17 protein-coding genes are annotated in these 18,509 nt (G+C 40.3%); 14 read left to right on the plus strand and 3 right to left on the minus strand.

The window, feature by feature from the left end; genetic code table 11:
- Window positions 1-368 precede the first annotated feature (368 nt).
- The 10 genes from IGI82_RS02945 to IGI82_RS02990 all read left to right on the plus strand — a co-directional run bounded on the left by IGI82_RS02945 (window position 369) and on the right by IGI82_RS02990 (window position 12,266).
- On the plus strand, window positions 369-2,726 hold the full coding sequence (locus tag IGI82_RS02945) for an HAD-IC family P-type ATPase (protein ID WP_375806689.1): 2,358 nt from the start codon (window positions 369-371) through the stop codon (window positions 2,724-2,726).
- Window positions 2,727-3,026: 300 nt separating this feature from the next.
- A complete protein-coding gene (locus IGI82_RS02950; RefSeq protein ID WP_438842594.1) occupies window positions 3,027-4,028 on the plus strand; it encodes a LacI family DNA-binding transcriptional regulator in 1,002 nt (333 codons plus the stop codon).
- Between the two features lie 22 nt (window positions 4,029-4,050).
- Window positions 4,051-4,809, plus strand: a complete 759-nt coding sequence (locus IGI82_RS02955; RefSeq protein ID WP_422700626.1) for a sugar phosphate isomerase/epimerase family protein — start codon at window positions 4,051-4,053, stop codon at window positions 4,807-4,809.
- Complete coding sequence (locus tag IGI82_RS02960; RefSeq protein WP_438841763.1) at window positions 4,784-5,773, plus strand: sugar kinase; 990 nt, start codon at window positions 4,784-4,786, stop codon at window positions 5,771-5,773. The genes IGI82_RS02955 and IGI82_RS02960 overlap by 26 nt, the downstream gene beginning before the upstream one ends.
- A complete protein-coding gene (locus IGI82_RS02965; RefSeq protein WP_087626894.1) occupies window positions 5,751-6,368 on the plus strand; it encodes an orotidine 5'-phosphate decarboxylase / HUMPS family protein in 618 nt (205 codons plus the stop codon). The genes IGI82_RS02960 and IGI82_RS02965 overlap by 23 nt, the downstream gene beginning before the upstream one ends.
- A complete protein-coding gene (hxlB, locus tag IGI82_RS02970; protein ID WP_375806686.1) occupies window positions 6,365-6,907 on the plus strand; it encodes a 6-phospho-3-hexuloisomerase in 543 nt (180 codons plus the stop codon). The genes IGI82_RS02965 and hxlB overlap by 4 nt, the downstream gene beginning before the upstream one ends.
- A 94-nt stretch (window positions 6,908-7,001) precedes the next feature.
- On the plus strand, window positions 7,002-8,288 hold the full coding sequence (locus IGI82_RS02975; protein WP_375806685.1) for a gluconate:proton symporter: 1,287 nt from the start codon (window positions 7,002-7,004) through the stop codon (window positions 8,286-8,288).
- Between the two features lie 15 nt (window positions 8,289-8,303).
- Complete coding sequence (locus IGI82_RS02980; RefSeq protein WP_375806684.1) at window positions 8,304-10,421, plus strand: hydantoinase/oxoprolinase family protein; 2,118 nt, start codon at window positions 8,304-8,306, stop codon at window positions 10,419-10,421.
- On the plus strand, window positions 10,418-11,077 hold the full coding sequence (locus IGI82_RS02985; RefSeq protein ID WP_087626898.1) for a hypothetical protein: 660 nt from the start codon (window positions 10,418-10,420) through the stop codon (window positions 11,075-11,077). The genes IGI82_RS02980 and IGI82_RS02985 overlap by 4 nt, the downstream gene beginning before the upstream one ends.
- Window positions 11,078-11,339: 262 nt before the next feature.
- Window positions 11,340-12,266, plus strand: coding sequence for a LacI family DNA-binding transcriptional regulator (locus IGI82_RS02990; RefSeq protein ID WP_170927490.1), 927 nt, complete (start codon window positions 11,340-11,342; stop codon window positions 12,264-12,266).
- Window positions 12,267-12,681: 415 nt separating this feature from the next.
- On the opposite strand, the gene IGI82_RS02995 is transcribed toward IGI82_RS02990, so the two are convergent.
- Window positions 12,682-12,870: a hypothetical protein gene (locus IGI82_RS02995; RefSeq protein ID WP_005227564.1), complete on the minus strand. Its 189-nt coding sequence runs from the start codon at window positions 12,868-12,870 to the stop codon at window positions 12,682-12,684.
- 958 nt (window positions 12,871-13,828) lie between these two features.
- Here IGI82_RS02995 and IGI82_RS03000 point away from each other — a divergent pair.
- The 4 genes from IGI82_RS03000 (at window position 13,829) to IGI82_RS03015 (ending at window position 16,892) form a co-directional block, all read left to right on the plus strand.
- Entirely contained in the window at window positions 13,829-14,344 is a 516-nt protein-coding gene (locus IGI82_RS03000) for a hypothetical protein (protein ID WP_336682490.1), read from the plus strand.
- A 252-nt stretch (window positions 14,345-14,596) separates the two neighbouring features.
- Complete coding sequence (locus IGI82_RS03005) at window positions 14,597-15,904, plus strand: DUF3440 domain-containing protein (protein ID WP_016609725.1); 1,308 nt, start codon at window positions 14,597-14,599, stop codon at window positions 15,902-15,904.
- A gap of 36 nt (window positions 15,905-15,940) precedes the next feature.
- Complete coding sequence (locus IGI82_RS03010) at window positions 15,941-16,432, plus strand: hypothetical protein (RefSeq protein ID WP_005227570.1); 492 nt, start codon at window positions 15,941-15,943, stop codon at window positions 16,430-16,432.
- Entirely contained in the window at window positions 16,359-16,892 is a 534-nt protein-coding gene (locus tag IGI82_RS03015; protein WP_375806683.1) for an IbrB-like domain-containing protein, read from the plus strand. The genes IGI82_RS03010 and IGI82_RS03015 overlap by 74 nt, the downstream gene beginning before the upstream one ends.
- 51 nt (window positions 16,893-16,943) lie before the next feature.
- On the opposite strand, the gene IGI82_RS03020 is transcribed toward IGI82_RS03015, so the two are convergent.
- Both IGI82_RS03020 and IGI82_RS03025 read right to left on the minus strand, forming a co-directional pair.
- On the minus strand, window positions 16,944-17,096 hold the full coding sequence (locus IGI82_RS03020) for a hypothetical protein (RefSeq protein ID WP_010748814.1): 153 nt from the start codon (window positions 17,094-17,096) through the stop codon (window positions 16,944-16,946).
- 490 nt (window positions 17,097-17,586) lie between these two features.
- Window positions 17,587-18,462, minus strand: a complete 876-nt coding sequence (locus IGI82_RS03025) for a LysR family transcriptional regulator (RefSeq protein ID WP_422700623.1) — start codon at window positions 18,460-18,462, stop codon at window positions 17,587-17,589.
- Window positions 18,463-18,509: the final 47 nt, after the last annotated feature.

Raw genomic sequence — 18,509 nt, forward strand, 5'->3', positions numbered from 1 at the left:
CTTAAAGAATTGTTAAACAGTTGATCTGTGAAGATCAGCTGTTTTTTTTGTTTTGTGTCATCGCAAGAAACCACCTGGAAAGCCTATGCTAGCTTATTGTCTAGTCGGTTTAGGTTAAGGAATAAACTGTTATTTTAATTCCTAAAGTGACGCGAAGGTGACAAAAATGAAACGCCAATTCGTAAAAGGGTATGCTATATTTTAAACAGTACTTGTTTTTTTACAGAAAAAAAGTGGGGAGTCGATGGCGTATCTTACGCAATCGCCGCCAATTGGTTTTATAGAAAAAACACAAAACCATTCCCAAGTCCGATGCAAGTTTGCTGAATATTCAGCAAAATAAAAGTAAATGACTAAGAATAGAAAGGGTGAGGATCATCGAAAACAACCAAACCATTGGCTTGACGTCAGGAGAAGTCAAGGCGCGGGTGCAACGCGGTCAAGTCAATAAGACAAAAAAGGATACGACGAATACGTACCCGAAAATCCTTTTTACCAATATCTTTACCTTTTTCAATTTGATCAACTGTGTCCTATTCTTTCTCGTCTGTTTGACGGGTTCTTATCAAAACGGTTTGTTCGTCTTTGTTGTCTTCAGCAATGTGATCATCAATCTCTTTCAAGAAGTTCGTTCCAAACGAACGCTGGATAAGCTGGCACTGCTAAAAGTTGCCAAAGCCGATGTTTATCGGGATGGCAAGCTGGAGAACTTGCCGATACACAAACTCGTAATGGATGATGTGTTACGACTGAAAAGCGGGGATCAAGTGCCGACGGATGCCAAAGTCATTCAAGGATCTTTAGAAGTCAATGAATCCTTGCTGACTGGTGAAATGGATACGATCTACAAGCAGCCAGCAGACGAGTTGTTTTCTGGCAGTTTTATCACTGCTGGCGAAGCGTTATGCCAAGTGATCCACGTAGGCGCTGATAACTATATCGCAAAAATCAACAAAGAAGCCAAAACCATCAAACGACAAAAATACTTGATCCAAGGCAGTTTAAACAAAATCATTCGTTGGATCAGCCTGATTTTGGTCCCATTATGTACCCTCTTGTTCGTTAAACAGTTCTATTTCTCTCATGCAACTTTCAACACCGCCATCTTACGGACGGTGGCGGCAGCTGTGGGAATGTTCCCCGAAGGTTTGTTTTTATTGACGAGTGTCACATTGACCATCAGTGCCGTCTATCTGGCGCGCAAAAAAGTGATGGTGCAGGAATTGAACTGCATTGATGCCTTGGCACGGGTCGATGTTCTTTGCTTAGATAAAACGGGCACGATCACCGAAGGCAAGATGACAGTGGAAAAGACGATTTCCTTTCATTCAGAAACACCGTTGGCAGAAATCACTGGTAACTTAATGGCGCAGCTGCCCGATCAGAACCCAACGGCAATGGCGCTGCGAACCTTTTTCCCAGAAAAAACGACGTACCAGATGCAGCAAGTCGTCCCCTTTTCATCAGATCGCAAATTCAGTTGCGTCACGTTTGAAGGACAAGGCACTTATTTCATCGGAGCTGCGTCGATTTTACTGGGAACCAACCATGAATCTGTCTTAAAACAGGAAAGGCAGCTGGCAGAAGAAGGCTACCGAGTGATCGTTTTGGCTCACAGTACGCAAGGCTATGAGGAGGCAGGACTGCCGACGGATATTGAACCGCTGGGCTTTTATTTACTGTCAGACACGATCCGTGAAGATGCCAAAGAGACCTTGGAGTATTTTCGTTCACAGGCAATCCAATGCAAGATCATCTCTGGCGATGATCCAGTGACAGTCAGTCAAATCGCGAAAAAAGTCAATCTACCAGGAGCAGCTGATTTTATCGATGTGTCAAAATTAACTGCGACCGAATTAAAAGAAGCTGTCAGCAACTATCAGATTTTTGGTCGAGTGACGCCGCAACAAAAGAAAGAAATGGTGCTCTACTTGAAAGAACAAGGGCATACCGTCGCGATGACTGGCGATGGCGTCAACGATGTTTTGGCGCTAAAAGAAGCCGACTGCTCCATCGCAATGGCTTCTGGTGTTGATGCTGCGCGTCAAGTATCAAATTTGGTTCTTTTGGAAAATCAATTTGATGCTTTGCCATCGGTCATGGACGAAGGCCGCCGAGTGATCAATAACATTACCCGCTCAGGTTCATTGGTGCTAGTGCAAGTCTTATTCTCCATCATGATCACCATGGGGACGTTGTTATCAGGAACGACCTATCCTTTTGAGCCGATCCAATTAACGATCATCAATGCTTGCTTTGTCGGCATTCCGACCTTCTTTTTAAACTTTGAACCAGACTTCAATCGGATCAAAGGGGACTTTATGACGACGATTTTCAAAAATGCTTTTCCAACAGCCTTGACGATTACGGTAGGAACTTTGCTGATCATCAACTTTGGTTATTGGTTCAACAGCAGCAGTAAAGCTCTATCGATCATGAGCATTATTTTTACTGCTTGGAACTATCGCTTGATCCAGAAAAAAGTCTATCCAGCGATCAACAGCTATCGAACGATGATTTTTTTCAGCACCCAGATCTTGTACTTTGCCGCTTTGATCGTCGGTCGCGACCTCTTTAACCTAGGCAATACCAGCTATCTCAACCTCATTCTCTTGATTGCCTTGTTGAATTTTTCCGCCTACATGCAACGCTTTGCGGATAAGGGCATCGAGCTGCTGATGCGAAGGTATACGAAGAAACGAGCGCTGCAGAAAGTGCAAAACTAATAGAACAAGCCTGAAATGATGGATACCACTCATTTCAGGCTTTTTACCATATTAATGCGAAAAATGATAAATCAGTCATCATCCTTAGAAAACAGAACCAACTTTTTAAAAGTGGTTGTTTAAAACAGTCAATCAATTTTTGGGAGAATTATCGGTGTCATCGGGTAGATCTTCTGGTTGACTTTTTTAATTCGTCACATTAATACTAATTTCAGCCTTATAATTGTGTAATTTGATAAAAAACGTTGCTTTTCGTTTAGAAAGCGATTACAATATGTGTATCGGTTAACCAAACTTGAGGTGATTCATATGAAAAAAGCAGTAACGATTCAAGAAGTTGCAGAACGTGCAGGAGTATCAAAGACTACGATCTCCCGTTATCTGAATGGTAAATATGGCAATATGTCCTTGAAAACAAAAGAAAAAATCAATCAAATCATTCAAGAACTGGATTATCGTCCGAGCAAACAAGCGCAAGGTTTAAAGCTGCGGAAAAGTTCGTTGATCGGTTTACTAGTCGCTGATATAGAAAATTTATACTCTGCTTATTTGATCAAGGCAGCCCAAGATGCATTAAGCGACACAGGATATCAGATGATCATTATGAACACGAACAACAATGAGGAAGAGGAGCAAAAAGCACTTCAAAAATTGATTGATCAAAATGTCGACGGGATTTTGCTTCAACCGGTCTCAACAGAATTGGAAGCGTTTAAAAAAATCATTGATGCGGATATCCCAACAGTACTGGTGGACCGCTCCATCGGCCGCTCTGATTGGACAGTAGTTCAATCAGATAACTTTACAGTCACGAAGAAATTAACGCAAGAGATCATAGAAAAAGGATATGAAAAAATCATATTAGTCACAGAGCCTATAGGAAATATTAGCCCTCGTGTAGAGCGCTATGAGGGAATAAAAATTGCTGCCTTAGCAAAAAATATCTCAGTTGAAGTCGTTCAGTTATTCTCAAAAGGAGAAGGCAGTGCAATTATTGATTATGTAAAAAGAAATCCTTTAGAGAAAAAAACGGCATTTTTTGCATCCAACGGAAATGCACTCTATGAGATTGTTGTTGCGTTGCATCATATGGGACTTGTATTTCCAAAAGAGTGCGGAGTGTGCGGATATGACGACTGGTTCTGGGCAGAATTGATCACACCAGGCATTACAACAATTCACCAAGACCCCCATAGAATTGGACAGCGTGCGGTTACGATATTGCTTGAAGAAATGACCGCTCCTCAGCCTGCGGAACGAATTGAAGTAGCTGCTGCAATTCATCTAAGAGAATCACTATAAAAAAGATTGCGAGGAGTATTTATTGAAGAACATCTATATCAATACGATCATTATGACTGGCACAGAATGTAGTTCACAAAAAGATTTTATAAAAGAAGCAGCACTATTAGATCTGCCGATTCAGGGGGTGGAAGTTCGCAGGGAATACTTTCCATTTGATCAAAAAGAAAAAGAAGAAGAAATTTCGCTTATTTTGGAAACCGGTAAACGTAAAAATTGGCAAGTCCGTTATTCAGTTCCTGAACCATTATTTACCCCTACGGGACTGAATGTCTCGTTTGGACAATGGCTGGAAGAAGCCAAAAGGTTAGGCGCGGAATCAATAAAATGCAATATTGGTGAAGTAGAAGGAATTTCGAAAAAAGCAAAGGCTGAACTTGATCATTATTTAATGAAATATCCGATCGAGGTAACGATTGAAAATGATCAGACTCAGAAGAACGGCTTATTGAAACATGTTTTAAAAGCGATTTCTCTCCTCAAAGAGCATCATTTACCAATCGGATATACATTCGACTTAGGAAACTGGCTAGAGGTAGGGGAAGATCCTGAGGAAAGTTTTCGACAAACCAAAAGCGAGATTCGAGCGTTGCATTTGAAAAATTTAAATTTCGAGGGTCAAGTTGTTTTGTTAGAACAAGGCTGTATTCCTTGGAAAGAATATCTTGCTAAAGAATGGCCGATCGTCTTGGAGTATCCAATGAATTTTGAAGAGTTAGAAAAAGAAGTGATTCAAGTAAAGGAGGGAAAGTGTGTTGGGAAAAGTAATAACGATAGGTGAACCTATGGCCATGTTTGTTGCCCAGACTCCAGGAAAGTTAAAAGATGTTACAGGGTATGACCTCTTTATTGCTGGCGCTGAAGTGAATGTAGCCGTAGGAACGGCTCGCCTCGGTCATGAAGTCCAATACATCACTCATTTAGGAGAAGATCCTTTTGGGGAATACATTCATGATTTTTTGAAAAAAGAAAAAATCGACACTGAGCTTGTTTGCTTTGATCCAGAACACCCTACTGGTTTTCAGCTAAAGAATAAAGGCGCAAAGAATGATCCTGAAGTCGTATATTTCCGTAGAGGATCGGCAGCATATCATATGGATCAAGAAAAATTGAAAGATATTGATTTTAGCGAAGCTGATATTTTTCATGTTACTGGTATATTAATGGCTTTAAACGATACTACTTTTCATTTAGTAAAGCAATTGATAGCGAAGGCAAAGGAACAAGAAACTGTGATCGTTTTTGACCCAAATCTTAGGCCAGCTCTATGGAAAAGCCAGAAACTGATGATTCAGCGAATCAATGAAATTGCTAGATATGCTGATTATTTTTTACCAGGGATAGAGGAAGGCGCTATTCTGAGTGGGAAAATAACAAAAGAGGACATCGCTGATTATTATTTGGATATGGGAATCAATACAGTAATTATTAAGACAGGAGAAAAGGGGGCTTACAGCAAATCGTTGTGCGCCAAAAAGTCTCAAGTTATTGAAAAAGCAGGATTCCATGTGGAAAAGGTTATCGATACAGTTGGTGCTGGAGATGGTTTTGCCGTGGGGATTGTCACTGGATTGATGGAGAAACTTTCGATAGAAGAAATGCTGGAAAGAGCTAACGCAATAGGAGCGATCCAAGTAAGTCATATCAGTGACAATGAGAATTTGCCTAACAAAAAGCACTTAGAGGACTTTATTGAACAGCATAAAGAAAAGGAGGGAATCAATGAAATTACAAGTTGCTATTGATAGAGTTAGTCTTGAGCAAGCAAAACAATTCGTTGGGCGAATCGATGGGGTAGATATCATCGAGATTGGTACATCTTTGACAAAAGACTTTGGACTAGACTGTCTGCGAAAAACAAGAGCATTGGCGAAAAGCAGTAAAATTCTCGCAGATATCAAGACGATGGATGAAGGAGAATATGAATTTCGCAACTATTATGAGGCTGGTGCAGATATATTAACTGTTATGGGAGCAGCTGACCCTGAAACGATTGATATTTGCTGCAAAATCGCTAAGGAATACAACAAAGAAGTAATGATTGATCTTTTGGGCTGTGATAAAAACAAAATCAAGCAAATCTCCCACTATGATGAAGCAATTTATGCTATCCATGTTTCTAAAGACAGTGATAAAGCGACCTCCCTTGTGGAAGAAACGCAACATTTTAAAGAAGCGTTTCCTCACGTGAAACGGATCGCAGTCGCTGGCGGACTGGATCTTGAAAAAGTAAAAACATTAGTGTTAAGTGAGATCGAAATTGTCATTGTTGGAAGTTCAATTTTAAAAAAAGAAACTATTGAAAATGAAATAAAAAAATACTTGGAGGTGATTCGATGAAGCAGATGGATTTGATCTTGCGAGAAATCAAAGAAGTCATGACCCGTCTCGATTTCCAACAGATAAATCAGATGATGGACGCATTACAGCAGGCAAAGCGGATATTTGTTCTAGGAGAAGGGCGAAGTGGATTACAGGGAAAAGGTTTTGCAATGCGGTTGATGCATCTAGGTTTCCCCGTATATGTCATAGGAGAATCAACTACTCCCTCAGTAAATTCTGGAGATACATTAGTGGCGATTTCTGGTTCAGGAACTACCAGTATGATCATATCATTGACGAAAAAGGCCAAAGCAAATGGAGTTAAAATCATTGGACTAACAAGTTCGGATACTTCTAAACTTGCCCATTTGGCAGATCATCCAGTGATCATTCCAGGTGCTACTAAAACAGGAAGCGGAATTCATTCGATACAACTCTTAAGCAGTCTGTTTGATCAAACACTCCATATCACCCTTGATTATGTGTGTTTGGAACTTAGTCAAAAAAAATCGGTCAGCAATGACCAAGTAAATGAGCAGCACTCGAATATGGAATAGAACACAGCGTTCAGCAAGTCATTTTTTATGAAATTTGTCTACAAAGCTTCAAAAAAATAGATATAACAAATAAAAATGGGTAAGGAGAGAAAGAATGGATTTTATTATTGGCATTATATTGTTGATTAGTTACTTCTTATTGATACGCTTTGCTGCAAAGGGAGGAAATCTCATGATCGGCTTCTTCGTTATGGCGATCATATGGGTCTTTTTCAGTATCGTAGGCGGACAGTTGACTTGGGAATCCGCCATGTTGGATGTGTTTCAAGGAGGACCGGAAAGTTGGGGTGCTACGGCTGTCATAGTTATTTTCGGAAGCTGGTTTGGTAGGATTTTGATTGAAACGGAAATTGCTTCAAGCTTGATCAAAAAGACGGTTGAATTGAGTGGAGAAAATCCATTATTTACAACCGTATTGCTATGTGTTGTGACGACATTGATCTTCACTTCCACATTTGGAGCTGGTGCAGTTGTCGCGATCGGAATCATTGTTTTGCCGATATTGATGTCACTAGGGGTACCGAAGCCGCTTGCTGTGACCGCCTATCTCATGAGTGTTGGAAGCGGCATGTATGTAAATATCGTGCTGTTTAAACAGATGCAAGGGATTTTTACAGAGTATTTGTATGACTGGAATTATTTGCGTTTCGGATTTACAGCGGCTGGTGTTCAAACGTTGATTGTGATCTTTATGCTGTTCTTCGGCTTGAGAAAAAGAAAGACCTATAATTTAGCTGCAGTAGTGAGTGCAGTTCCTAAAGAAAAAGAAGTGCCTGTCTATGCATTGATCACACCTGTCATTCCTGTAGTTCTAGCGATTTTCTTTGGTTGGCAGCCGATTCCAGCATTTATTGTTGCTTCTCTTTATGCGCTAGCTGTTTGTGGAAAATTACCAAATTACAAAGAAGGCACACGCTTGATCACACGGACTTTTTATGATGGAGTCGTTGATGTTGCGTCACTGTTGGGTTTCCTGTTCATTTTACCGATGTTCAACCGAGCTTCTGAAATTGCAGCTCCTTTTTTCCAAGCGGTAATTGGTGATTTTGTACCTACAAGTACACTGGTACTATGTATCGCATTTGCTGTCATGATTCCTTTCGGTCTATTTCGCGGACCTTTGACCATTTTTGGTGCTGGCAGTGCAACAGTCGGCATTCTTCAAGGGATGGGGATATTTCCAGTAAGTTTGCTTTTTCCATTGATTTATATACCGACAATTGCAATGAATCTCTCGACATGTCCAACACAGTCTTGGAATCTTTGGGCATTGAATTATACCAAAGTTGGGGCAAAAGAGTTCATGCGGACAGGTGTTGCTTGGGGCTGGGCGGCTGGTGCGATCAATGTAGTTATTTGTTACTTGATGTTTGGACGATAAGGAGGAGAAACAGTCATGAAACGAGCGATAAGAGTCGGAATTGATGTTGGCGGTACGCACACAAAAGCAGTTGCAATAGACAATGATACTTTTGAAATAGTGGGGATTGGGTCTGTTAAGACGACACATGATGAAAAGCTTGGCGTATCGGCAGGAGTTGTCCAAGCGTTTGAAAAATGTCTATCAGAAAATGAGATCTCTCCAGAAGAAGTAATGTTTATTGCGCATAGTACCACACAAGCAACAAATGCGTTATTAGAAGGAGATGTAGCAATTACGGGTGTTATTGGACTAGGAAGCAGTTTTCTTGCAAAGAAGCAAGCTGTTATCGATGATATCGTACTGGATGAAACAGGCAAAAGAAAAATTCAGACATTTAATAAGTATATTCCCCTGAAGAAGTTTGATAAACAAATGGCGAAAAAAACGGTGGAAGAATTGCTTAGTCAAGGGGCAGAAGTGATCGTTGCCTCAAAAGCATTTGGTGTTGATGATAAAACGGAAGAAGAAACTGTAGCAGAAATCGGAAAAGAGATGAATGTTGAAGTCTCTCAAGCAAGCGATATTAGTAAAATGTACGGATTATCGAGACGTACCCGAACAGCAGTGATCAACGCTTCAATATTGCCGAAAATGTTCGAAACTGCTGACAGTACAGAAGATAGTGTTCGACAAGCCGGCATAAAAGTACCGTTAATGATCATGCGTGGTGATGGTGGTGTCATGGATATTAATGAAATGCGTAAAAGACCTGTTCTTACCATGCTTTCTGGGCCTGCAGCTTCTACCGTCGGAGCATTGATGTATCTAAAGGCTTCGAATGCGATTTTTTTTGAAGTTGGAGGAACGAGTACCGATATCGGTGTAATTAAAAATGGGCGTCCTATGATTGATTATTCTGTCGTAGGAGGGCATAAAACCTTGATCAGTTCCTTAGATGTTCATGTTTCCGGCGTTGCCGGAGGCAGCATGGTCAGAGCAGGAACAAATGAAGTTGTTGCTGTTGGACCGAGATCCGCCCATATTGCAAAATTACCTTATGCTGCTTTTACAAACCCAGAAGAGATCATAGAACCAAAAGTCGTTCGAATCCAACCGTTAGATAATGATCCATCAGACTACATTGCCATTGAAGGAAAAGATGGGAAACGTTTTGCAATTACAGTAACTTGCGCAGCAAACGCATTAAAATTAGTGAAACCGGGCGACTATTCATACGGAAACTATGAAGCCAGCTATAAAGCAGTCAAAGCTCTTGCTGATGATTTAGGTGTATCAGTCAAAGAAGCAGCAACTCAAATTATGGATCGTGCCTCAGATGTGGTCATTAAAGTAATTAATTTCTTAGCTGATAAACATAAAGTTGAGCGGAATCAAATTTCGTTAGTTGGTGGCGGCGGTGGTGCGACATCGTTACTTCCATACACTGCAAAGAAAATGGGGCTAGGTTACGATATTGCTAAGCATGCAGAAGTGATTTCCTCGATTGGAGTAGCGCTAGCGATGGTTCGTGACGTCGTTGAGCGGGTTATTCCTAATCCAAGTCCACAAGATTTAGAGGATATCAGAAATGAAGCAATCAGCTCTGCAACTAAATCTGGGGCATCACCAGAAACGATTGAAGTGCAGATGGAAATTGATGCTCAGACGAATAAGGTCAGAGCGATCGCTACAGGATCGACAGAAGTAAAAACGACCGATCTTTCAGCAAAAGTCGATCTTGAAGAAGCCAAACAATTAGTGGCAAAATCAATGCAGACAGAAGAGGGGAATGTCTATTTAATCGAAGAAAATGACTTCTTTTTCTGTTTTGGAACGATGAAAAAGGGTCAGCAAGAGATCAGAATCATCGATAAAAAAGGATTCATCAAAGTTCAAAGAGGTGACGGGGAGGCAATTAAAACCTCGGTAGGCGGCATCAGAAACGTAGTAGATAAGTTTTGGGAAGATTTGGCAGTCTACAAGAGCGATATAAAGCTGGCACCAGACATTTATCTTTGTATCGGTGCAAAAGTCGTTGATTATACTGGAATGCTGGAGTTATCCCAGCTGCACATGGTGATGGATACAGAACTTATGCAACATGGCGGCAGAGAAGAAGTGATCGTAGCAGCTGCCCGAAACAACCTATGATTTATAAAAAAATAGATGACTTTTTGGCATTGCCTGAAGAAACAATCCAGTTTGTACAGCTAAAAGAGGATCGCTTTTTTTCAAAAATCCCTTCTGAGGAGTATAGGTGTTTGATTCATAAAGCGAGTGATTGCGGAAAATTAGCGGCACAAAGGATGCTGGAACAGAATCCCTCATTATCTTTAGCAGAGATGATTGGTAAATTGGGGATAGAATTGTCCTTTTCAGAAATGACTGTCGACAAAATGTTTGCCTCTGTCGGCTATTTTGAATCGCCTAATAAAATCATTATCAACTCAAAAATACACGAGCAGGAGTCTTTTTTTGAGAATAACGAGCTGAGCTGGCTGAAATATTCTGAGTGGAAAAATATTGTCATTGCACATGAATTGTTTCATTATTTTCAAGAACAGGATAAAACGCTGTTCATAAACAACTATAAACTTCCTTTATGGCGTATAGGACCCTATCAACACAAGACAAAATTGGGAAGTTTGAGTGAAATTGCAGCGATGGCTTTTGCAAAAAAACTTCTTTCTTTGACGTTTTATCCAGGATTTCTCGAATATTTGATTCTCTATCCTTATTTTCCTGAGGAGATAGAAAGAAAAATAGACGATGTCACACGTATGGCTCGTTTGGGTATGTCATATTAATAAATAGCTAATGGATCAGAGAAATAATACTTAGCCTGCGTGTAACGATCAGGCTAAGTATTATTTTTGATTAAAAAACTTCGTGTTTACTAAATGATATGGAATGGGTATGATATCACTCAAAAAATTGCTTGCTATGAAACTCGTTTCATACCGTACAATCAATCAAGAGACCTTTTCAGAAAATTGTCGAAAGTGGAACAACTAATTTTCTATGGTAGACTTAGGTCACGAGCAAAACAATCAGATAGGAATGAAAGAAATGGCAACGATTCGCGATATAGCAAAAATTACTGGTTTTTCGATCACGACGGTCTCTCGTGTGATCAATGGCCATCCTTATGTTGATGAGCAAAAGCGAGCAGCGATTTTGGCGGTGATGGAAGAACTGGATTACAAACCGAATAAAATCGCACAAAAGCTCAGCTCGGGGAAAACCTATAATATTGGAGTCATCGTACCGTTTGTCAATCACGCCTTCTTTGATGGAATTTTAAATGGCATCATGGAAGAAGCCTTTGCTCAAAAATACAAGGTGACGTTGCTGCCGACCAATTTTGATCGGAAGCTGGAGCTAGAATATCTAGAAGAATTCGCTGCAAAGGGATTTGACGGCTTGATCGTCATCACCCGCGCAAATCATATCGAGACATTTTATCCCTACATGGAAAAAGGACCGATTGTTTTTTGTGAAAATTCGACCGGTACTGCCGTTCCTTTCGTGGCGATCGACTTGGTCGGCTCTGTGACAGCCAGTATCAAGTATTTGAAAGAACAAGGTGTAAAACGCTTGGGACTGACGCTAGGGCGCAGCAAACGCCTCAGCTGCAATTCAGTCAACACGATCGCAAAAGCCAAGGAGCTGTTTCCTAATTTTTCTGAAGCAGATATTTATTGGGATTGTATCAAAGCACAAGATGGGATTTCCGCAGCTGCATTTTTTAAGGAACGAGGAATCGATGGGGTGATCACAAATGGGGACGAGATCGCAGCGATGATCTTAAATCAATACCCTCACGGAACAGCACCCGTCGTGATTGGGCAAGAAAACCTGCTCATCAGTCAAATGCTGCACTTTTCTTCCGTTGAGTTTCATCTGGATCAGTGCGGCAAAGAAGCCTTTCGCTTGTTTCAAGAAAGAAAACAAGAGCAGATCATTCTGCCTTACGAACTTATTATCCGTGAATAATCATTGTTATAAAAAGAACACACCTTTTTGTCGAGAGGTGTGTTTTTGCCTGCTTATTAAAGGGGAATTGTAGAGATAAAATAAAAAAATAAAGAAAAAATTTATTTTGAATGCTTGCTTTTCACAGAGTAAAGGGCTACCATTGGTCTGTGGCTTTTTCGCCACAAAAATAGGAAACGTATCAGACAAGAGTACTTGGGGAAGATTCTCTTGGGGGAAGCCTGATACGTTTCCTTTTGTTCATTCTAACACTATTTATATATAAAGTAGAGAGATATTGAGTAGATAAATAAAAATACTACTGTAATTGATGAATAGGAAAAAGGCAATCTCACAGACGAGTATCTCTGGAGCGATTTCCTACAACATGCTGGATGGCAAATTGCTCCATCATGTTTTGATTAATTACAAAGCATCAACTAACTAATTGTGTTGCACCCACTAGAAAATTACATAATTTCGCAACACCTGTTTCAGCTGTTTCTTTGATTAGAACAGTCGCAGTATTTTCGTAAACATGAATCACACTAACTTCTTGTAAACCGGTAAAGCCAATAACATTTGCCTGATAGTTTTGACCAGGGAACACTTGGTATTTTTCCATGTTTTTATCTCCTTCATTAATCTTATTTCAAAAGAATAATAATTAAAATTTAAGAAAAAGTAAAGTGAAACGATTTTTCATTCAAAAACTCATCCTTTCGGCTGTTTATTCGAGTGGAAATCAACCTTTTCTGTAATTTTTCATTTGGTTTTTCAATAAATATACGATGGCTAGTTGAATATTATTCAATGGATCGTACCAATTTAGCGAGCGATCGACTACAAAGTTGAGGGAAAGAAAGCCAAAAATTCCCAGCTATTTTGTTTGTTTTGTCCCGTCTTCACGCTTATAATAAAGGTAGGAAGAACGATCGGCGTCACCACTTCCTAATTCAATTGAAAAGGGCGTGCAAGTTATGGAAAACGTATACCGAAATAACTTTGTCAAAAGAACGGTTCAACTGATGTTTGCACCAAAAAAAATCAGAAAACGTCCACCCGAACAATGGATCAAAATGCCTACCGACCGAGGTATTCGGAGAAAGGACGCGTGATCCAGCATCTCGCAGCTATGCGTGAAATAGTGTTTGAAGAAACGAAACTCAGGAAGTCCCGTCATGGGACTTCCTTTTTTATGTCATTTTTATCACATTCTTCATAGAGAAAATTATTAGTACAGGCGCTCTTTTACAGACGCAAGGTCAAGAATACGATGGAATAAGAAATCACAAACTACAAAGAAACGAATGTCAGAACTCAATGGATCATTGGGTGAAAGACTACAATCCTTCTTTTCATTGAGGGATTTCCCTGTTTCTTTTGATCGATTTTAAATTGGATATTGCCGGGAAAAATGCGCGCCAACGAACGATCACTTTCTAATGGTACAGGAGACCAACGTTTAAGGAGGGTAAAAGCAATCAAAAAAGCGCTTTTTTCGTACAAAGATTCTGTTAAAATGAAGATATGGATAAAAAAAAGTAATTGCTGCAAATCAATCATTTAAAGAAGGTGAAAGCATGGACTACCAAGAAATCGCGCGTCATTTTCAGACAACATCGTTTGATCCCCAACCGTTTGTGCAAACGGCGATCGATGATCGAAAGGTAAGGGAGAAGCTAGTGGAGAATGTCGTTGATGGTCAAAATCATATCAATGAGTATTTTAATAGTTATTTGATCATTAAAGAAGTAGCCATTAGAAATCCTGAGTTGATTTATGATGAGTGGGAACGGATTTGGGCATTGCATACCCACAAAAATTCCTATCATCGGTGGATCGCCCACGATTTGATCACGCAACTTCTGATGATCGATCATGAAGACAAGTTCGAAGCAATCAAGCGAGAATATGTACTGCTGCCAAAAGAAGAAAAAATCAGTAATTTTTTGAAGATGTCTGAAAATATCAAGGAAGCCAGTAGGTACAAAGACATTCAGCAAGAGATCCAGCTCCTGTTTACGGATCAAACTTGGCTGACCAACTTTAATGAAAAACAAGTGAAGCGCATTGAAAAAGTTCTCCAATCCTTTTGACTGAATGAGCGAAGAAAAACAACCATACTTGTTTCAAAAGGGATTAACCTACTATTATTTCGCTTTCCTTTTTCTTGTTCACTAGGAAAAGTAGAGAGAAAAAGGAAACACGCCTCAATGAAACTTGCTGATTTTTGCATGTATCGCATGCAAAATCTCCCTTAAGTCCTTGTAAGAAGCCAAGTGAAACTTTATACTAGAATGTAATACTTATTCAAAAAAAGGACAAATAAAATGAGGACATGAGCTTTTATGAAGAAATATTGTAAGGAAAATGTGCTAGAAGCGGCGATGACGCGTCTGGAATATATTTTTGATACCTTTCCCCATGTGTATTTCTCTTTCAGTGGCGGAAAAGATAGCGGGGCCATGATTCAGTTGGCTGACCAAGTTGCACAGAAAAAAAAGAAAACCTTTGATCTGCTGATTTTAGATATCGAGGCAAATTATGATGCTACGAGAACGTTCATGGAAAAAATCAAAGCGTTACCAAGTATCAATCAAACCTTCCACTTCTGTTTGCCCTTTTACGAGGACAACAATACCAGCGTCTTTCAGCCACAATGGTTGATGTGGGATGAACAAGAACGTGAGAAGTGGGTACAGCCGATGCCCAAAGATGCGATTTCACTTGCTGATTTGGATGAATCATTGATGGAAATCTATCAGAGTGCAAATATGAACCCTGATAAGTTCTTACGAAACTTTGCTCATTGGTACGCAAGCTATCATCAGTTTGAGCCGGTTGCTTGTGGTGTGGGGATACGAACCCAGGAAAGTCTGTATCGGTATCGATCGATCACATCGCCAAAGTATAACTTTCGGAAGCAATGCTGGATCAAACGGCAAGTGGCAGATTCAATGGTCGTTAATTTTTACCCCATCTATGATTGGAAGACCGAAGATGTGTGGGGAGCCTATGCCCATTTTGACTGGCCGATCAATGGCTTTTATGAAAAGTTGTACGACCATGGCGTTCCGATCCATCAAATGCGGATCTGTCAGCCTTACGGTATGCAGCAACGAAAAGGCTTGTACCAATATGCTTTGGTGGAACCGGAAACGTGGGAACGCGTCGTAAATCGTGTGTCAGGAGCCAATTTTGGTCGCTTGTATGCCCAGACAGGATTGCTGGCGCATTACAATACGAGAAAGCCCAGTCATATGACTTGGCAAGAGTATGCGGTCTTTTTACTGGAATCAATTGGACTTTATTCAAAGAAATTACAGGATCATTATTACCGCAAAATCACGATTTTGATTGATCATTATCGAGAAAAGCACGGGATCGAAGTGGAAGATATACCCGATGTGACCAAACGTAAGGACTGGCTGAAAAACGAAGTACTCTGGCATGACTGGAAAGGGATCGCTCGTGCGTTAGAAAAAAATGATTTTTCTTTGAGTACGCGACAATATAGTTTGACGAAAAAAGATGAGTCTGAATTGTATGAATTGGCGGTCGATTTTGGGGCGGCCTTGGGGATCGAGCATTTACCCAAGTATCAGTTAAAAAAATTGAATGCCAAATACGAGTATTTAACGAAAAAAATCACCTAACGATGGACGAGTGCGTCCTTAGAGAGGAAGGGTTTTGTGAACGAACGATTGGTTTTATTTTTTCCACCTTATAAGAAAAGCCAATTCTATCAATTGATGGGGGCTTTTTTTGCAGAACGGGTGTATCAGCAGCAATTTCCGTACTTAGTCAATGATGAGAACTGCTACTGGTACGTGATTCTTGATGACGAAAAACGGGTGACTGCTTTTTCTTATTATGAAAAAGGCGCCAACAAAGTGGAGCTAGGGGAATTTTATGAAAAAGATCCAGCCGCTCAATTTAAAAAGTTTCTTTTACGGAAAATGTTGGTGGATATCAGCCGCAACTACCCAGAAGCAGAGATTCTCGCTTCTAGTAACCAGCCTAGTGAAATTGCCCTTTTGGAATCAAAAGGGTTTGCGGTCTATCGCCAAACAAAAAATTATTCATTTCTAAAAAGGAGTGTAGTCCCTCATGAGCGATATCGATTTTCCAGTGTTAGCGGCGAAGCTGATCCCAGTCAGCAAGATTCACGCGAATACGTATAATCCCAACACCGTGGCTGCTCCAGAAATGGATTTACTGGAACTGTCGATTCGAGAAGATGGCTTTACGCAGCCATTGGTTTGTTACCACGATAAGGAGAAAGACAAGTATATTTTGATCGATGGGTTTCATCGGTACATCGTAGCAAAAGACCGCTTGGAATTGCCAAGTGTTCCGGTCACGGTGATCGATAAGCCTTTTGAGAATCGCATCGCTTCAACGATTCGCCACAATCGAGCACGTGGTACCCATGGCATCGAGAAGATGGGAAACATCGTGCAGCAGTTGGTGGCTAACGAGTGGTCGGATGAACGAATTGCCAAGGAATTGGGGATGGACCGCGAAGAGGTCTTTCGCTTTAAGCAGCGTTCAGGTTTGAAAAGTGCCTTTTCTAACCATGAATTCAGCAAGTCTTGGATTGAGTTTGAAAAAAGATACTACAAAGGCAAAAAAGAGACCTGAGAGGTTGAAAAAACTATCTAAAAAATCTATCTATTAGAAGATAGCGATTCGTTAATAATTCTTTTTAAATTTTGAATAGGTGTTTTTTACAACGATAACGATCAAATTGACCACCATCGACAAGCAAAGCGTCCCTAAGAGAATAGCTAGGATCACACCTAATGCGTCTCTTAAAAAGCTGAAGATCGCTTCAATGATAAACATGGTTTTTCCTCCTTTTCTCATCGTCTATTTTTTCTGACAATTGCAAAAACAGATTCCTTGAGCAATAACTACCCAAAGACTTTGCCCTGCGGGGTACAAGCCTCAGTTTCTTGAGAACTCGTCGCTTCAAAATTGAGTATACTTTGTAAATATTGAAAAAACGTTTCTATTTTTTACAATCGGAGAAAAAATCGGAAATATTAAGAATAACGACATGTTTTCTAATTTTTCCTCGGTTTACATGAATAATCGTATCAGCTTGCATAAAAAAAGTAAAATGATAACAAAAAATCGAATCGAGAAAAAAGATACTATCTTGTAACTTTATAACCGTAAGCGAATTCAAAAACCTTGCTGCACCACGTCTTTAATATGTAAAGACGTGGTGCAGCTCTTTTGTTACCCGCTGTGACGGGGTTTACAAAATGACTGTCATCATATTTCCGTAAAAAGCATCATTGCATAAAAATCAATGCGGATTAAAACCGTTTTATAACAAAGATAGTAAGCGCATTTTTAGCTCGACGACAAAATTTTTTGTGATGCTGGGAGAAAGCATCAGTGGATGTTTTGACAATAAGCCGATCGACATGTGGGGATCAGGCAAAGGAAGCGAGACGATTTTTACTCGAGCATGAGTTTGCTCAATGATGGAACGAGGGATCAGACTGCAGTATCCAGTTCGTTCGATCAAGTAAGGAATCGTACTGATATTGCTGACAGACTCCCAATGGATCGAAGGAACCTGATTGTCAAGATAGCTTTCAATTTTTGTGCGAGCTGGACAGTCAGACTTGGAACGATAGAGATGGCTCCCTTCAAGGTCGGCTAGCTTATTGATGATTAATGGGTTTGAGAGTGAGGTAATGCAGCAAAGCTCTTCTTGAAACAATTCCTCGTAGGTAAAATGTTTCTCGTGAGGAAGTGAGCATAAGGCGAAATCAATTCGGTTTTCATTTAGTGCATTGGCTAATTCCAGTGTTGAGCCCACGATGATCTCGAAGTTTATTTTTGGATAGTGCTGCGAAAAATCGTGAAGCAGTGCAGGCAAAACCAAAATGTCATACGGTTGAAGGATGCCCATCCGCAACGAATACTCGACCGTATGGGAAGCATTGATCAACTGTTCTTTGACCCGCTCCCAGTGGGCAATCAGTTCGGGTACTTCCTGTTTCAACAATTCGCCTTCCAAGGTCAATACATTGCTTTTTCCTTCCAAAAATAACGCTACTTCTAATTCGTCTTCTAACTTTTTGATATGGTTCGTAACGGTCGACTGGGCATAGTTTAGTTTGGCGGCAGCTCTAGTAAACGTACCTTCCTCGACGATTGTTTTGAAGGATTGCAGCTCCTTGATAAAATCCACGTTTGTTCCCCTCTCTTTTTACCTATTATACAAAAAAGGAGCGGGGA

The sequence above is a fragment of the Enterococcus sp. AZ067 genome, assembly GCF_051715005.1.
Lineage (GTDB): Bacteria > Bacillota > Bacilli > Lactobacillales > Enterococcaceae > Enterococcus_D > Enterococcus_D casseliflavus.

Coding starts and splice junctions, on each gene's coding strand:
- IGI82_RS02965 (WP_087626894.1), top strand. CDS start 5,751: ATGAAATTACAAGTTGCTATTGATAGAGTTAGTCTTGAGCAAGCAAAA.
- hxlB (WP_375806686.1), top strand. CDS start 6,365: ATGAAGCAGATGGATTTGATCTTGCGAGAAATCAAAGAAGTCATGACC.
- IGI82_RS02975 (WP_375806685.1), top strand. CDS start 7,002: ATGGATTTTATTATTGGCATTATATTGTTGATTAGTTACTTCTTATTG.
- IGI82_RS02980 (WP_375806684.1), top strand. CDS start 8,304: ATGAAACGAGCGATAAGAGTCGGAATTGATGTTGGCGGTACGCACACA.
- IGI82_RS02985 (WP_087626898.1), top strand. CDS start 10,418: ATGATTTATAAAAAAATAGATGACTTTTTGGCATTGCCTGAAGAAACA.
- IGI82_RS02990 (WP_170927490.1), top strand. CDS start 11,340: ATGGCAACGATTCGCGATATAGCAAAAATTACTGGTTTTTCGATCACG.
- IGI82_RS02995 (WP_005227564.1), bottom strand. CDS start 12,870: ATGGAAAAATACCAAGTGTTCCCTGGTCAAAACTATCAGGCAAATGTT.
- IGI82_RS03000 (WP_336682490.1), top strand. CDS start 13,829: ATGGACTACCAAGAAATCGCGCGTCATTTTCAGACAACATCGTTTGAT.
- IGI82_RS03005 (WP_016609725.1), top strand. CDS start 14,597: ATGAAGAAATATTGTAAGGAAAATGTGCTAGAAGCGGCGATGACGCGT.
- IGI82_RS03015 (WP_375806683.1), top strand. CDS start 16,359: ATGAGCGATATCGATTTTCCAGTGTTAGCGGCGAAGCTGATCCCAGTC.
- IGI82_RS03020 (WP_010748814.1), bottom strand. CDS start 17,096: ATGTTTATCATTGAAGCGATCTTCAGCTTTTTAAGAGACGCATTAGGT.